Source organism: Desulfonatronum thiosulfatophilum (assembly GCF_900104215.1).
Taxonomy (GTDB): Bacteria; Desulfobacterota; Desulfovibrionia; order Desulfovibrionales; family Desulfonatronaceae; genus Desulfonatronum; species Desulfonatronum thiosulfatophilum.
Window position 1 is genome coordinate 157934 of record NZ_FMXO01000008.1, and the last position, 15695, is coordinate 173628.

Here is a 15695-nt window from a genome sequence, read left to right on the forward strand (position 1 = left end):
CCTGCACAGAGGCAACCAAAGCCCCCTGTTTTTTTTTGCTGGTTGGTGTTACCTGTCCGAATAGGCAAACACATCCATCCGGAGAGACAGTCATGTTATACGTGGAACGCGACACAAACGGCATTATCACCGCAATACACAACGCTCCCAAACCTAACGTAGACGAAGTAAAGCATGACGTGGACGATGAACTGTTGGAGTTCCTGCACAGAACAACCCATGTTGATACGAGAAAGCTCCTGCTGTCGCTGTCGGACATGGGAATGATCCGGTTGGTGGAAGATCTGATCGATCTGCTGATCAACAAGAATGTCATTCTCTACACCGAGTTGCCCGAATACGCCCAGGAAAAGATCAGGAAGCGAAAACTGTTGCGAGAAACAGTGAGCTCACAAACCCTGACCGTGGATGACATCCTCTAGCATTACCACGATTCACGACTTGCGCACCATATCCCGGATCGGACTTGGCCGAGCCACGAGATATCCCTGGATCGCATCCACGTTCAGTTCCTTGAGAACCTGGACCTGTTGCTCTGTTTCCACCCCTTCGGCAATGACCAGCACGTCGATGCTGTGCGCAACGCTGCACAGCGATGCGATGTAAAACCGGCTGTCATTGTCCCTTTCCTTGAGTTCCCCGGTATAGGCCCGGTCTATCTTCACGTAATCCGGCCGCATGGATTTGAGATATCCAAGATTGGAAAAGCTCTGTCCGTAATGATCAAGGCCGGTGGCGTGTCCGTTATCGCGTGCGATGCGGCTGAAATCCCTGACCAGTTCCAGGTTCTGGACAGCGCTGTATTCGGAAAATTCAAAAATGAGGCGAGGAGCGGACTTGGGCAGATTTTTAAGTGCCAACGTGATCCATGCCCTGAAGGCCTCATCCTGAAGCGAAGCGGGCGATACGTTTACGGCGACGCTCTCCGTTGGAAGCAGAGAGCGATCCAGCTTCATCACCTCTTCGATGGCGATGCGGTCGATGGAGGATACAAGGCTCAGCCGTTCGGCCAAGGACATGAACACGCCGGCGCTGAGGAGCTGGTTTCCTTCCAGAACGATTCGGGAAAACACCTCCAGATGCAGCAGCTTGTTCCGGTCGGACATTGTCACCACCGGCTGCGCATCATGGCTGAACTTGCGCTCCGCCAGGGACTGTTCAAGCACTTCCTTCCATTTCTGCTGGCCAAGAGGCATGGCGTCCGTTTCCTCGGTGATGGAGCGCACGTTCCATCCGTTGGGTCCTGTCTGTCGCGCCATGGACAGAGCCAGATCGGCTTCGGAGAGCATGCGGCCCAGGGAAACGGAAGCGGTGTACGTTGCCGCCCCGACATACGCGATATTGTCCGTTACAGAAATTTCTTCGGCTGCAAGCCGCCCCAGATCAGCGGCAATATGTTTGGCTATGGTTGCGGCGTCGAAGGCGGGCGCGTCCGGAAGAAAAATGCCGAAGTCTCCGCCGCTGAGGCGGGCAAGAACGCAACTGGCATTTTGGCCCATGGTTTGCTGAAGCAGCTGAGCAACACGTCGCAGGAAATCGTCCCCGGCCTGGAACCCTTTGTCTTTATTCAGCCTGTCCAGATCGTTGAGTTTGACCAGCAACAAGATTCCTTTCGTGGGTGTATCAGGGCCATCAAGGCGTGATGTGACCTGAGATTCAAAGTAACGCCGGTTGCCCAGGCCGGTAACCGGATCAGTATAGGCCCGCTCCCGGAGACTTTCCGCCTGCGCCACCTGCTCCTCGAACATCTCCTTGACCTTGTAGGTCATGCGGTTCATGACCTCGACAACCCTCCTGAACTCCTTGGTCCAGGGGATGCTTTCCTGAATTTCATAATTCTTGCGGCAGATGGCGTCGGCCTGCCGCTCCACCATCACCAGCGGCCGGAGCAGCAACCGCAACCCGAACCCTCCGGCAATAAGCACGACGGCCCCGCAGACCAGAAACAAGAGCGTTGTCCTGACCACGCTCTGCCAGAGCGTTTTGTAGGCATAGCCAGGGTGGCTCTTCACATAGAGAAAGCCCGCCTGATGCCAGCCGGCCATGACATGGGCGTCGGCTTCGGGCGTTTCCAGATCAATCCATCTGATAAACCAGGGGGGGACACTTTCTATGGTCACGTCCATGACCCGCTCCGTGAGCACTTCGCCATGCACGTCCGTGAGCCGGACGACCATGTAGTAGCCGCGATCAAAGACGGCGTTGATCATGCTTTCAATGATCACCATTTCCCGGTCTGTCATATGCTGCGTCACGGAGAGCGCGAGGGACGTCGCCGTATCCTGCGCGTGAGACTCCAACTGGTCGAGCAGGAAGGCCCTGGTCGTCTCCAGCTTGGCGAACCATATCCCGGTGAACAGGACGAGGAACAATACAAAGGTGAAGATGATGAGTTGTCGAAAAAGAGTCACGGTTCTCCCCTCATGTTACAGCCTGTCCATGGCCATTTTGGACTGCAGTTCCTGCCAGGGCCTCAGCCGATCGCTACGACCGGGAAGGCTGCCCTGCGCCCTCTGCCGCGCAGTTAGCAGTCCGCTGGCGTTGAAGCCGAACACCGGCAGGAGATCGGTTCTTCTGGATGCTGGAAGGATGGAGTCGATATAATTGTCCAGGATCAACGGCTCGGCCTCCGGCGTATCGTAATACGCCAGAACCATATGCGCGATCCCGAACTGCAAAGCTTTGACGTACATGATATTCAGTTTTTCCTCTTTAACGCCAATGGCTTTGAGGGTGAAGTACTTGGCAATGGCAAAGTCTTCGCAATCCCCCGCGTTTCTGCTCAGGAGCTCAAAGGGAGTGGCCCAATAATCCTCTACGCCCCAAAGTTCGATATCAGTGACATACATGATTCGCGTGTTGAAGAACTGGTTGACCTTCTCCAATTTTTCCAGGTCCGTCTTGGTTCTGTCCGTGGCGCGGATCATCTCCTCCCATTCAAGCAGCCGGGTCACCGCTCCCTCGCCATACTTGATCTCGGCTTGATTCAATATTTCACGGCTGATCCGGAAATCTTCTCCGGCAAAAGCGCTGGCGAGAACCGCCGTTGCGATCAGGAACGCAAACAGCCATGCACGATGATTTCGTCGCTTCATGAAAACCACAAAAGTTTTGACCAGATTATTGCAAGCAACGAGTAAAAAAGAGGCGGACCAACACTGCGATTTTGACATTCAGAAGATATCGGCATGTCGGCCCGCCTCCTGCATTCAATCATACTGGAGCGAGAGAAACAGACTTTGAAAGAATCACGCGCGCATGAACCGTTTTTCATTGACCTGCATTTGTCCATGCAACCTGATGAAAGCGGGTTCCAAGCGTGGACACGAGTTTGTCGAGATGTTTGTCATGGAATGCAAAGGTATCAGGCCTGATTTGAGGCAATTATACTGCATCCTCCATGGTTTGCTCAGCCGAGGAAACCCATTTCCGGACCACGATGCGTAGGTGAGCGCAATCTGAAGGTCGAGGCCCGGAAATGGTGGCTGTCGTATCCGTTATTTGGTTTTATCCATCTTCGGAGGCGCGGCCTTCCTTGGGCCACTCCAGACCCAGTGACGGCACAAGCTGACCCAAGCTGTTCAGGATTCTGTATTCTGTATAGAGCAGTTCATACTGTGCCCGGACCAGATCGGACTTGGAATTGATCGATTCGGCCTGCGTGTCCAGAAGGTCAAACATGGTGCGTCGGCCAATGTTCCACTGGGTGGAAAAGGCTTCCGCCGTGGACTGGGCCGCTACGGCATATTCCCGTAGGTAGGCGACGCGTTCCCTGGCGGCCTGATTGGCTTCCCAGGAAAGGCGAACGGACTGGGTGGTCTCGCGCTGGGCGTTCGCCAGGATTTCATTTGCTTCCTGAATAAGGACCTTGGTCTCCTGGGTCCGTCCATAGTCCCGACCACCGCTGAAGAAATTCATGCTGACGGTGCCGGCCACAGCCCAATAGTCGCGGCGGCCGTCGATAGGAAATACGTCCTTGTTCCAGTTGTAATCCGCGGAGAGGTCAAATCGGGGATACTGCAGACGCTGGGCTACTTTGTGCTGATTCTCCCTCGCTTCCATATCCGCCATGGCGGACTTGATGATGGGATGGTTCTCCAGGGCCGAAACTTCCGCTTCCAGTAATGACGTTGGAAAGGAAATGTCTAGTGGAGCAACCAAATCCAGATCGACGGGGGAGATGCCCACGACGGCCTGAAAATCAGTCATGGCATCATTCAGGTTCGCCAGCGTTGCCACGATGTTGGATCGCGCTAAAGCCATACGACCGGTGACCTGATCCATTTCAGCACGGGTGTCCAGGCCAGACTCCATCCTCAAGTTCACCTGGTCGGCAATGCGTTCATGGTTAAGAAGATTTTCCTTGGCAAGTTCGTGCAGTTGCATGTTGCGCAACACATTCAAGTAGACCCTGGCCGTCAAGAGCGCCAGATTGTCGGCCGTGCCCTGCACAATATATGTTTGCGACTGGACACGGGATTTCTGGCGGTTCACTTCAGCCATGTCGGCTCCACCACGGAATACATTCTGGCGCAGACCGATGGTTTGCTGCTGCGGCCGAGTGACATCATCGGAGACGTCTGGTCGCACCTGCTTCTGATAGCCCCAGGTAGCCGAGCCATCCAATGTCGGAAAATAATTCGCCCGCGCCTGCACAACTTCCCAATCCCTGGCGATTCTTCCATAGGAAGCAGCCCTGATTTCTGGATGGGTTTGAAGAACGTGCTGTATCGCGCTCTTCATTGTAACCACCTGACCTTCGCCCTCATGAGACTCGGACCACGCAGTGCCGTTACAAGCCAAAAAAGCTCCAGCAAAACACACAAAGACCGCAACAAAATGTTTCCGCATAAAAATCACTCCTCCGCATAGCTCAAACTGGTTTTAATTCACAGGATATATATACCGCCATGGGTTGGCACGACTCAGCACGGGATAAAAGAAACCCCTCAGTTTCTGGTCATGTCTTCAATTCGTAGGGCAAACATTCTGACCTACGATTTGTGCATAAAAAAACTAGATTCAAAGGACTATGTGAATATGCCGGCAGTGCAGGCCACTTGAGCGATTGTCATGCACCGAGAAAAGAACCAGCTTCGGGTAAAAATATCACAGGATGACATGGTCATGCCAAATCCGATTTGTGAGGCGAAGGAAAATGGTGAAGAGGAGCAACGATTTCCATCACTGGGAATATATCTAGTTATGATCTGTCTTGAATGCAAGAGGGAATAAAAATTAAATATGTGGTGCAACAAATTATATGACGCGTAAAGATGTTTCTGTATCGTCACTCAGGACTATCGATGCTGGAGTCAAACACATTGGACAGGTTGATTCAAAAGTGTAAAGCTCCGCGATTATTTTTATTTTCCAGGTTTAGCCTGCACTTCAAGAAGGCAACATGGGCCGCAAATTTGGATTTGTGCGGGACGCACTGTCCAACGATACATACATCCTGTCCAGAACTGCTCTGGAAGGCTTGGCTTGAGCATCTCGACAAAGACTGTCTTCATGTCCATAAGGTTTTATTTCATTGACTTGTCGGTACTCCGCCTGATGACGACCATTTCCATCTGGTTGTCGGGATGGACACGGAAGAATCAAGCCGCGCCGATGTTTTCCGACACCGCTGCCGATATGTCAGGGACTCCGGCATCATCGGCTCATAAGAGTTCGCGGCCGAGATGTTCGAGAGGGTGAAGCATCTGCTGGATTCCATGGACGGGCGCAAGTTCACGTCCATGGGAGGGATGGAAGGGCTGTTTTCGATGAAGAGGCTGAGAATTTCTGTCCAAATATACGTCCTGAAGCGCATGCCTTTTAGCGCTCTGGCCCTCCCCTATTGGGCTGGGAGTGGACAGTGCAAGAGGAGAACTAAAAGTTGATCATGATCATGACCATGACTCACGTTTTCCTTGGAAGAGCGATTGCCTTCCGGATGAATATCCGGCTTTTGTTCAATCTTCACGTGCCTTTCTCCCGCCCAAACTGCATCTGTCCTTGCAGTCCGGCCACCTGCTCCCTGTCCAATCCGGTGATGGCCGCTACGTCGTCCTGAGACATGCCTCGGGCGAACAAACAGGGCTCGTTCGGGCATGGGGTCCGTGGGAAGGATCTGGATTTCCACGTTGATCTGCCGACCGTCCCGGAGCTGGATGCGGACATCCAGGATGCCCTTCTTGTCCTCCCGGAACTCCCGGTGCAGCTCGGAATTGGTGATTTCCAAATCGACTAGGTCTTCCTTGGGCAGACCCAGAACGGCGCTGAGCAAGGCGACGGTGTTCTCCTTTGCCGGGGGTCGCCGAAGACAGCTTGAAGACGTAGTCGATCTTCAGGGATATCAAGGAGACTTCAGGGTGATCTGCCATGGCGGCACTTGCTAGGGGACGCCGTGGACGAACTTGGCGTTAAATACTATCCTGGGAAATCATCATAAAAACCTGATTCCCAAGATCGCCGTTATCAATGCAACGCTGGAGGATTTTTCGTGAAAAAGGCGCTCGTATTCGCCATGCTAAGCATGTTCTGTGTTCTCCCCGCCCATGCCGGCACTGCCGGCTCGGTCTTTCAGATCGCCGCCAGGAGCACGGTCGTCGTGTTCGCGCACGGTATGCGGGGCTCGACGAGTGTCGGCACCGGGGTCGTGCTCTCTGACAGGGTCATCGCTACCAACTGCCACGTCATCGACGGGGCGGTCTCGCTGCTGGTTCGTTTTGAACAACGGGAGTACCCTGCTTCAAGAGGATTCGCCGACCCGAAAAGGGATCTCTGCATGCTCACTGTCAGCAACGTCAGCGCCGACCCGGCGACCATCGGAAACTCCGGGAACCTGACGGTGGGCACGCGGGTCTACGCCGTCGGCACTCCCCACGGGCTTGAACTGACCTTGTCCGAAGGCATTGTCTCAGGCTTTCGCCAGGACAAGACCGGGCGATACATCCAGACGACGACGCCGGTTTCCCCGGGCTCCAGCGGAGGCGGGCTCTATGACGAGCATGGCCGGCTGGTCGGGCTGATGAGTTTCACCGTGGAAAAGGGACAGAATTTGAACTTCGCCTTGCCTGTTGAGTGGATCGCGGAGCTGCTTGACCGTCACGGGAATCAACGCCCTTCCGCGTTTCGAGTGGATATCACGGAAAATGCGGATGGCCAAAAGGTCATCCGCATTACCGATTGAAAAAGGTTGACCGTCGCATAGATTCAAAACGTGCCAGCACACACATAAGCCAGTTTCGGCCTTCGTTGTTTTTACATATCTTAGGAGTCAGATTCGGAATCGCCTGAAGAACCTTAATTTTGAATTGGCGGGGTGTAGGGAAATTCTTCTGATTCCTCACCTCCCCCCCCAGAACCGCGCATACGAACCGCAAAATCATCCATCAGCAGTTCATTTGCTGCTCCAAAGTTCGAGAATATATGAAAGCCTATCTCGGGCCTATCTTCTTCTATAATATCCGTATCTCCTGTTGATAGCTCCGGTTCTTGAATCTCGGAATAATGTTTTGACAAAGTGTATGTTCCCCAATCTTCGGGCCAGCTCGTGTCTTTGCGACTTTTATCATCTTGAAATATTCCAATAATATTATTTTGTTTTGATGGCCAATCTCCTGCTAATGTTTCTTCAATTCTGAGAATAACTGTTATCCAATTAGTATCATATGTTACCGGCTTTGATTCCAAAACCTCTATATCATTTCCTGTCATCTTCCAAAAAACAAGATAGGATGTGTCAGGGGCCAGTCCTCTTAACGATGAGCTCTTCGCAAGCCATGGGGCACCCTTGTTTTTGTCATTGTAATCAAAATTGCTCTCATAATAGAATATAGACATGCCATAATAGGAAGCGGTTTCCATGTCGTTCGAATCGACTCGAACAGTAACTCCAGTAAGCAGGGTTTTAAATTGCGGATGGTTCCCCCCCACTCCTATCTTAATTTGCAAATCGTAGCTTAGAGTTCTCGACTGATGCTGGTATGCATCATTAACACTGAAACCGTCAATCTCCCACCAGTTTATGTTAACTAACACCCTGTCGGTATTTTGCAGTTTAATTTTGATCCCAGGCTGGTTTTGCTCATTCGGAAATCCAACTTGTTCGTGACTAACTGCTTCTTGTTGAAATTTTCCTGGGGTAACATGGAATCGCTCATCTTTAACAAGACTACCTTGCATATCTTCAAGTTCAAACAGATTCTGTTCATCACCTGGGCCAAACTCGCCACCGCTCGAAGCGACGTTTGGCAGGCCACCCGGCCACGTATATGTCACCGTCCTTCTAGCCGCCAAGAAACCACTTTCTGGGTATTGGCCTGTCGATTGGATTTGAAGAATAGGCGAGAGAGTGATTACGCCTCCGGTCGCGGTTGAAAGAGGAAAATTAGAAGGAACGATCACTTTTGCGTTCTCGGCAAATGTAATAGGCAATGAACCATCAGCACTGGTTATTCCTTCCATCACTCCATTAGCATATTTGACATATTGATAGTGTTTTACAGTGCCATCATTGTATGTGAAGCTCCCATTTGAGGCAGCTATAGAGGGGCCCTCTTTCAGGGGCAAATTGCCTCCATCATCAATCGGCGTCTCCACACTTACAACCCGCTTCGTGTAAACAGGCATTACTTTTGTGATTGTCGGGATTCCCTCAACAGTACGAAAGCCCTGATAGCGATACCAACTGCCCTCGTAGCGGAATGCGCCATATTTGGGTGGCAATTTGGGAGCGCCCATTAGTTGGAGGAAAGCTTGTCCATTCTCTTCCGCGGGATTGATGGTTTGATCGCTGATCACGGTTGCTTCTTCATCGTAACCTGCAACTTCAGAAATATTAGTCAACTGGAGCGTAAATGTCCCACCACTTGGAACATTATAAATATTATTGAGATCAACAAGAGGGTCATTCACGTGTGGCAGACTGGATGCGGCAAAACGGAAGCCTGACTCCGCAAGATGATAGGCCCTTTCTCCGTAGTTAGCCCTAACTTCCGAAATAGCCGAAGTTCCAAGCATGGAAACCATTCCGGCCCCCAAGACCCCCATCACGACCATCGCTACGATAGCCCCGATAAGTATACTGCCTGCCGACCTGGAAACGCGCATTCTACAATATTTACCCTGCGAATGGGAATTGATTGTACTCAACATAACTGACCTCCATACGGGACGCCACGTCAGATATTGCGTGGCAGTATTCTTGTTTCAAAAACTTGTATTGCTCCAAAGGAATGAGCCAGTTCCAATGTGATGGTGATCATGCCGTCGCTCTCTCTTATCAAAGCAAAGTTGTTTATTTGATCAATCAAAATTCTTGGTGTTCCTCCACTTGAACTGATTTTTAATGTGGTGCCATCAAGCAGCAATTCTCGTTCGATTACCTCATCTTCCTCTTCGGTAAAAATGCTGTATTCATAAGACCCAGACGTAAGAAGGACAGTTCCCGAGTCACATGTGGTGCATTGACGTACCTCACGGCTCAGCCTGTTCATGGCTAACTGGGCTTTCTGGGTCATTTCGGCGTTTTCTGCAGCCATGAGATATCCTCGCACTCCAGTGGTGAGCCCTAATCCCGCCAGTGCGACCATGATGCCAAAGAGAACCAGAACAACGATAACTTCAATAAGGGTGAATCCTTGCTCTTTATTCATTTTATATGCTCCCAAAAGCTGAAGTTTACCTTTCCGTAAAAAGCAATGAGACATGTTGATTATTTCTAATCACGGTCACATTCAAGATTTCGAATGTGGCATCTTCAAAGTCGGTTCCTATATTATCAATGGGCACCCATTGAACACCATCGTAGGTAGCCAAAACGACTTTGAAATCATTCCAGTCAATCTCATCTTTCACATAATTCTCGTAGGAATTGACAATACGCTCCGCTACCCCTACCGTCTCGCTTAAATTTCTAACCTCAGTCAGAGGCAGATGACTTCTCGTTAATACGTTGCCCATGTATGTAAAAACAACCACTCCCATCAGAGCGGTGATAACAATGGTGATGATCACCTCGATCAAGGTGAAACCTTTCTGAGGATGTATCATTTTCATGGTATAAACCCCGTTTCAGGTGTTATGGTAATTGTCTGAGTATTTAATGATATTGACATAGGCGTTGTTATTGCAGAACTTATGTCATTCGGTCTGCCCCAACTATCAAAGTGAACGTAAAAAGATGCGTGTGAATTATCAACATCTACAGCATCCTCGCCTGGAAAGAACCGTTTATTGCCTTCAGGATCATTGACGTCGTCAAATAGAAAATAGGATGTGCCATCTCCACTGACTCCCCATGAAATATCCGAATTCATGGCCATCCCTTGTGCATACCGCAAATGCACCTTGAGTTTGTCCGCAGCAGCGCGCTCATCCGCCCCATGGTTACCGACCCGAGCAATAGCTACAGCCGCCAGGATGCCCAGCAGGATGAGCACAACAACGACTTCAAGCAAGGTGAAGCCTTTGGAGGAGCGGTGTTTAAGCAGTAAACGGTTTTCTTTCACAGTAGACCTCCCGTGTGAAAAGTGAAAACTTGGGAATCGAGAATAAGCCCAGGGCGATGAGCAGGCCTGACAGGCCAAGCAAGGCTGCTGACAGGTTTGCGAGGTAATGCCCGCCGGAAACAAGGCCGATGGTCGCGCTCAGGCTGAACAGGGAACACGCCACCGCGAATCTGGCGTTCTGCTGAACGACAACTTGCGGGGACTTGATCTGCACCAGTCCGGCGATAACCAGAAGGATTGACCCAAGCAGGGCCGGAGACAGGGCAAAGAGGGCGTGGGCGAGGATGCCGTGCATCCCGGTGCTGTGGGATACGATCACAAAGACTAGCCCTAGGAGGAAAAAGAAGAACCCGGCAATGAATGTGGTTATGCCGAACTCTCCGGGTGTTGAGGGCAGAAGCTTCGTGTTTGATCCGGAGAACTTTGGGGCCAAGTCTCGTGTCAACGCGACCTCCAGGCTGCCCAGCCTCCCCCTGCGGCGCGGCAGGGCGGCCATGATCCTTTCGGACAGGTCGCCGGGCACTGGGGCAACGGGGAGGGTTCGCAAGGATTGGGTCAGGGATTTGAAATCAACGGGAGAGGAATTATTGTGATGCATACCCGCTATACAATGCCGGAGGAAAAAAAGTCACAACCCGCCAATAAATCCGTCCTTCCATCACTCATCACCCATCCGCCGCATCGTCTCCAACCCCCGTCTGACCCGCATCTTGGCCGCGCTCGTGGTCACGCCCAGAATCACGGCCATGTCCTTGAAGGAAACGTCCTGGAAGAAGCGCAGCAACAAGGCCTCGCGTTGTTCCAGGGGCAGGCGTTGCAACATGTCCTGAACCTTGAGGCCGTCCTGCTTTGCGGCCAGGGACTGGGCCGGGTTGGCATTACGCGCTTCCTCGACGAGTTCCCGGTCTGGATGGGGCTGCCCGCTGAGCACGGCGCGGCCAGTTTTTGCCAGGTGGTTGCGGATCAGGTTCAGGGAGAGGGTGTACAGCCAGGTGAAAAACTTGCGCTCCAGGTCGTACTTGTCCAGGTGCAGCCAGGCCCGGACAAAGGTTTCCTGAGACAGGTCCGCGGCGTCGGCCGGTGAACCGGTCATGCGCAAAGCCAGATTGTACACCGGGGATTCAAATCCCTTGACCAGCTCGGCAAAGCAAGGCGTTTGTCCCTGCAGCACCTCCCGGACCAGGGCTTTGGCGACCTTGTCCTCCATCACTCAGCACTCATCATTCATTTCTCGTCATGGCATTATTCATCACGCATCGTTCGTAACGCATGAGACATTGTTCCTCACGTATCATGCATCATTGACACATTCTTTCCGACCCGAGTAGTAACGCTCATACATTGACTTTACAAGAAGGATCACGCTCATGGAATACTACAGCATCCTCAATTTCGACCGGGAACCTTTTTCCAATTCCCCTGATCCGCGGTTTTTCTTTCATTCCAGGCAGCACCACGAGTGCCTGAACAAGATAGAAATCTCCATCCGCCTGAAGCGCGGTCTGTGCGTCATTCTCGGAGAGGTAGGCACGGGCAAGTCCACGTTGTGCCGGGAGCTGATCCGCAGGCTCGCGGAGGACGACATGATCAGCACCCACCTGATCATGGACCCGCTGTACGCCAGCGACTCCCGGTTTCTCTCGGCGGTTTCCGAGGCCGTCACGGGCATCGATGCCGGCGATGCGGACGAGTGGACTCTCAAGGAACGGATCAAACACCATCTGTTTCAGGAGGGCGTGGAAAAAGGCCGCACCGTGACCCTGATCATCGACGAAGGCCAGAAGATCAGGGAAACCAGCCTGGAATTTCTGCGGGAATTTCTGAACTACGAGACCAACGACCACAAGCTGGTGCAGATCGTCATCTTCGCGCAGTCTGAATTCGCCGATATGGTCAATAAATTTCCAAATTTCGCGGATCGTGTAAACCTGACCTACCGCCTTGGTCCGTTGAGTCTCAGGGACACCGCGCGCATGATCCGCTCCAGGCTGGCGTTGTCCGGCGGCCAGGCCAAGTCGGCCGAGCTTTTCACTCCACTGGCCCTTTGGGCCATTCATCGAGCCACTAAGGGATATCCACGACGGATCATCCACCTGTGCCATCATTGTCTGCTGACCATGATCATCCAGAACAAGACCAGGGTTGGCGCCAGAATAGTGGCCTTCTGCGTTCGGCACCACAGGGAAGGCCGACTTTCCGCGCCCCCACGGCGCTTGTTCGCGGGACTGGCCGCAATCCTGCTGGCCGTGGCCGTGGCGATCCCGACATACCACTGGGTTGTCAGGGGGCCGGCGAGCAATCCGGACACGGTTGCCGCGCTTACGCTTCCCGTGGTCGAAGGCGAGCCCGCCACGGCCGGGCAAAAGAACGAAAAGCTCCGTGCCTTGGAGACGTTCAGGCCTGTTCCGGCCCAGATAGAGGCGGCAACTGATGAGAATCAGGTCGCGTTGTCTCATAAAGAGGAAAGCGCTCCGGACGATTTTCTCGAGGAAACGCCGGCGGGTGAAGTATTTGCCCCGGAGGATGAAGGGGGTACGACGCAAAGCACGGCTCAAGAGCCCGCTCTGAACCCGGACCAGGGCATGTTCCAGAAAGATGGCTTGCTGGGAGTCGTCACGGTGTTGCCCGGGGAAACCATAAGCAGCCTGATGCAACGCATCTATGGGGCCTTCACCCTGGCCGCCATGGAGCGGGTTTTGCGGGCCAATCCGCAGGTGGGGCACCCGGACACCATTCTCAGGGGCGATAGGCTGCACTTTCCGGCCATCCCCGCCCCCGTGAGTCAGCAGACCGGAACGTGGCATTGGGTTCAGATCGCGGAAACCGAAACCCTGCAATCCGCGGTCACGCTGCTGCGCGGATATCCGACCGGCGCTCCCCCGGCTCTACTGGTCCCGTTTTCCACCAACCGGGAATACAAATTCCGGATCGTCCTCGGACAGCCGGTCCGGAGCAGAGACGAGGCCGTCCGCCTTCAGAGCCTCGTACCCCGGGATCGGGGATACGAAACCCTGGTCTTTAATCAATGGCCGCAAGACGCGGTGTTCTACGCTGATCCGTATAGATGAGTTATGGGTGATGAGAGATGAGTGACGGGTGATGAGTATTCGGAGGCATAAGGATTTTCCCCGAACTCTTATCCAAGTACCCTTCCCGGATCATTTCCGGGGGCATGGGGCGGTAGTACAGAAAACCCTGGGCGAACTGACAGTTGAGCTTGGCCAAGAACTCGCGCTGCGCGACCCGTTCCACGCCCTCGGCCACGACCTCCAGGTTCAGGCCGTGGGCCAGGGCAACGATGGCCTCGACGATCTTGCGGTCGCTGGGGACCGTGGAGGTGTCCAGGCGATCCACGAAATTGCGGTCCAGCTTGAGCACGTCGATGGGGAAGCGATGCAGGTAGCTCAAGGACGAATAACCGGTGCCGAAGTCGTCCACCATGATCTTTATGCCCAGCTTGCGAATTCGGCCCAGCAGTTCAATGGCCCGCTCCGGATTGTGCATCACCTCGTTTTCCGTGATCTCCAGCTTGAGGCTTTTCGGAGACAGTCCGGTGTCTTGGAGGACCTGCATGATATGCTCTTCGAGGTCCGGATCCTTGAATTGGCGGCCGGATAGGTTCACGCACACGGAGCAATCGGCCAAGGCGGGATAAGTCTTCTGCCACAGGCTCATCTGCTCGCAGGCCTTGGCTAGGACCCAACGGCCCAGAGGCAAGATCAGGCCGGTCTCTTCGGCCACGGGGATAAACTCCGCGGGGGGGGTCAGCCCGAAGCCCTTCCGTTGCCAGCGGGCCAAGGCCTCGAAACTGGAAACCCCGCCGCACTTCATGGACACGATGGGCTGATAGTGCAGGACGAACTCCTCGTTCTCCAGGGCCTTGCGCATGGCTGTTTCCAACTCCAGGACGCGCTTGAAACGCCGGTACATACGTTTCTCGAACATCTTGCAGCAGTCCCCTCCGGCCGACTTGGCCTCGTACATGGCCGCATCCGCATCCCTGATGATGTCGTCCGCATTCTCGTAGGCGCGGCAATCAGCCATGATGCCCATGCTCACGGCGCAGAAGATTTCATGACCGTTGATATCCAAGGGCTTGCGGAGCATCGTGGTGATTCTTTCCACCACCACGTCCGTATACTCCAGGCCCTGTACATTATCCAAAAGGACCGCGAACTCATCCCCTCCCATGCGGGCCACCGTGTCCGAATCCCGCAGGCACGTCTTGATGGCGTTGGCAAAGCGCACCAGGAGTTGATCTCCGAAAAGGTGGCCCATGGAGTCGTTGACATACTTGAAGCGGTCGATGTCCAGATACAGGACCGAAAAAAGGCATTCTCGATTGCGCCGTGACCGCCTCAGGGTCATGTCCAGAACCTCCATGAACAGGGCCCGGTTGGGCAGGTCCGTCAGGGGATCGTGGAAGGCCTGGTGGAAGAGCCTGCGCTCGGCCTGTTTCAACTCGGAAATGTCCACCAGGGAAACAAGGACTTCGGGTCTGCCCAGAATGGTGGCCATTGTCACGTAGAAGTGTTTGTTCTCGCCGTTCTTGCACTGCAGGGCGGATTCGAAACAGCGGGGGGACGAGCCCGTGGCGTGGTTCTCCACGGACCACCTGAGAATCCTGGCCTGCTGTCCGACCTCCATGAACGCCATCCATCCGTTGCTGTCACGCAACTCCTCGGCGGTGTAGCCGAGCATGTCGTGAAGCTGGGAATTGGCCAGCAATACTTGTCCCTGATGATCACAGATCATGATGGCCGTGCCGGCGTTCTCGAAAATCGTCCTGTACCTGGATTCCGAAGCGCGCAGGAGCCTTTCCGCCTCCTGCCGCAGGTGAATTTCGTCGGTCAGCTGGACGTTGATCCGGGTCAGGTCCAGGGTTCTTTCCGAGACACGGGATTCCAGCACACGATTAGATTCAGCGAGACGAAACTGCATGTCGCTGTGGGCGTTGATCAAGGTCTGGGCGAACAGGCTGAAGAAAAATACCACTCCCACCGCGATCAGGGTGCTCATGTCGGCGTCGAAGCCGACAAGGGTGTTGGCCCCAAGAAAGCCGGCGGAGATGAACAACCCCACGATGACCAGGCTGTATCGCTCCAGCCTGGAGCGGAGTCTGGGGACTTCCGTAATCGGAGACATGTCGTCCCCGAAGGGCTTGAATGTTGCCTTGCTCATGGTAGCGAGTAG

Annotated in this window: 13 protein-coding genes and 1 pseudogene; 3 read left to right on the forward strand and 11 right to left on the reverse strand. The window is 53.6% G+C overall.

All coding sequences use genetic code 11. The features are described from left to right. Window positions 1–92 precede the first annotated feature (92 nt). Window positions 93–422 carry a hypothetical protein gene (locus BLP93_RS08270; protein ID WP_092119849.1) on the forward strand — a complete coding sequence of 110 codons (330 nt, stop codon included), beginning with the start codon at window positions 93–95 and terminating at the stop codon, window positions 420–422. A 12-nt stretch (window positions 423–434) separates the two neighbouring features. On the opposite strand, the gene BLP93_RS08275 is transcribed toward BLP93_RS08270, so the two are convergent. The 4 genes and pseudogenes from BLP93_RS08275 to BLP93_RS08290 form a co-directional block, all read right to left on the reverse strand. Then, entirely contained in the window at window positions 435–2411 is a 1977-nt protein-coding gene (locus tag BLP93_RS08275) for a bifunctional diguanylate cyclase/phosphodiesterase (RefSeq protein ID WP_092119852.1), read from the reverse strand. 15 nt (window positions 2412–2426) lie between these two features. Continuing rightward, the gene (locus BLP93_RS08280) at window positions 2427–3095 is read right to left on the reverse strand and encodes a transglutaminase-like cysteine peptidase (protein WP_092119962.1); all 669 of its coding nucleotides are present in this window, start codon (window positions 3093–3095) and stop codon (window positions 2427–2429) included. Between the two features lie 412 nt (window positions 3096–3507). Continuing rightward, the gene (locus BLP93_RS08285; RefSeq protein ID WP_161946244.1) at window positions 3508–4743 is read right to left on the reverse strand and encodes a TolC family outer membrane protein; all 1236 of its coding nucleotides are present in this window, start codon (window positions 4741–4743) and stop codon (window positions 3508–3510) included. Between the two features lie 1099 nt (window positions 4744–5842). Then, a pseudogene (locus tag BLP93_RS08290) lies at window positions 5843–6280 on the reverse strand (PD-(D/E)XK nuclease family transposase); the annotation flags it as partial. A gap of 210 nt (window positions 6281–6490) precedes the next feature. Between BLP93_RS08290 and BLP93_RS08295 the strand changes: the two are divergent. After that, window positions 6491–7180, forward strand: coding sequence for a S1C family serine protease (locus tag BLP93_RS08295; protein ID WP_092119861.1), 690 nt, complete (start codon window positions 6491–6493; stop codon window positions 7178–7180). Window positions 7181–7293: 113 nt separating this feature from the next. Here the strand turns inward: BLP93_RS08295 and BLP93_RS08300 are convergent, their stop codons facing one another. From BLP93_RS08300 to BLP93_RS08325, 6 genes are read right to left on the reverse strand one after another with little or no spacing between them, the layout of a single operon-like run. Further along, window positions 7294–9147, reverse strand: coding sequence for a hypothetical protein (locus tag BLP93_RS08300; RefSeq protein ID WP_092119863.1), 1854 nt, complete (start codon window positions 9145–9147; stop codon window positions 7294–7296). 26 nt (window positions 9148–9173) lie between these two features. After that, a complete protein-coding gene (locus tag BLP93_RS08305; protein WP_161946245.1) occupies window positions 9174–9647 on the reverse strand; it encodes a type II secretion system protein in 474 nt (157 codons plus the stop codon). A 25-nt stretch (window positions 9648–9672) separates the two neighbouring features. Next, window positions 9673–10050, reverse strand: a complete 378-nt coding sequence (locus tag BLP93_RS08310; RefSeq protein ID WP_092119869.1) for a prepilin-type N-terminal cleavage/methylation domain-containing protein — start codon at window positions 10048–10050, stop codon at window positions 9673–9675. Then, entirely contained in the window at window positions 10047–10502 is a 456-nt protein-coding gene (locus BLP93_RS08315; protein ID WP_161946246.1) for a prepilin-type N-terminal cleavage/methylation domain-containing protein, read from the reverse strand. Before BLP93_RS08315 ends, BLP93_RS08310 begins: the two co-directional genes overlap by 4 nt. After that, window positions 10477–11100 (reverse strand): hypothetical protein, encoded by a 624-nt coding sequence (locus tag BLP93_RS17015; protein ID WP_161946247.1) that lies wholly within the window; start codon window positions 11098–11100, stop codon window positions 10477–10479. The genes BLP93_RS08315 and BLP93_RS17015 overlap by 26 nt, the downstream gene beginning before the upstream one ends. Window positions 11101–11160: 60 nt before the next feature. Then, window positions 11161–11709, reverse strand: a complete 549-nt coding sequence (locus BLP93_RS08325) for an RNA polymerase sigma factor (RefSeq protein ID WP_092119878.1) — start codon at window positions 11707–11709, stop codon at window positions 11161–11163. Window positions 11710–11869: 160 nt separating this feature from the next. On the opposite strand from BLP93_RS08325, the gene BLP93_RS08330 reads away from it, so the two are divergent. Further along, window positions 11870–13570 carry an AAA family ATPase gene (locus BLP93_RS08330; RefSeq protein ID WP_092119880.1) on the forward strand — a complete coding sequence of 567 codons (1701 nt, stop codon included), beginning with the start codon at window positions 11870–11872 and terminating at the stop codon, window positions 13568–13570. Between the two features lies 1 nt (window position 13571). Here BLP93_RS08330 and BLP93_RS08335 read toward each other — a convergent pair whose 3' ends face one another. Beyond that, the gene (locus BLP93_RS08335) at window positions 13572–15647 is read right to left on the reverse strand and encodes a putative bifunctional diguanylate cyclase/phosphodiesterase (RefSeq protein WP_161946248.1); all 2076 of its coding nucleotides are present in this window, start codon (window positions 15645–15647) and stop codon (window positions 13572–13574) included. Window positions 15648–15695: the final 48 nt, after the last annotated feature.

Bases quoted from the DNA above. Each gene is read 5' to 3' on its own strand.
- BLP93_RS08300 (WP_092119863.1), bottom strand. From the start codon at position 9,147: ATGTTGAGTACAATCAATTCCCATTCGCAGGGTAAATATTGTAGAATG.
- BLP93_RS08270 (WP_092119849.1), top strand. From the start codon at position 93: ATGTTATACGTGGAACGCGACACAAACGGCATTATCACCGCAATACAC.
- BLP93_RS08330 (WP_092119880.1), top strand. From the start codon at position 11,870: ATGGAATACTACAGCATCCTCAATTTCGACCGGGAACCTTTTTCCAAT.
- BLP93_RS08285 (WP_161946244.1), bottom strand. From the start codon at position 4,743: ATGAAGAGCGCGATACAGCACGTTCTTCAAACCCATCCAGAAATCAGG.
- BLP93_RS08305 (WP_161946245.1), bottom strand. From the start codon at position 9,647: ATGAATAAAGAGCAAGGATTCACCCTTATTGAAGTTATCGTTGTTCTG.
- BLP93_RS08325 (WP_092119878.1), bottom strand. From the start codon at position 11,709: ATGGAGGACAAGGTCGCCAAAGCCCTGGTCCGGGAGGTGCTGCAGGGA.
- BLP93_RS17015 (WP_161946247.1), bottom strand. From the start codon at position 11,100: ATGCATCACAATAATTCCTCTCCCGTTGATTTCAAATCCCTGACCCAA.
- BLP93_RS08335 (WP_161946248.1), bottom strand. From the start codon at position 15,647: ATGTCTCCGATTACGGAAGTCCCCAGACTCCGCTCCAGGCTGGAGCGA.
- BLP93_RS08280 (WP_092119962.1), bottom strand. From the start codon at position 3,095: ATGAAGCGACGAAATCATCGTGCATGGCTGTTTGCGTTCCTGATCGCA.
- BLP93_RS08310 (WP_092119869.1), bottom strand. From the start codon at position 10,050: ATGAAAATGATACATCCTCAGAAAGGTTTCACCTTGATCGAGGTGATC.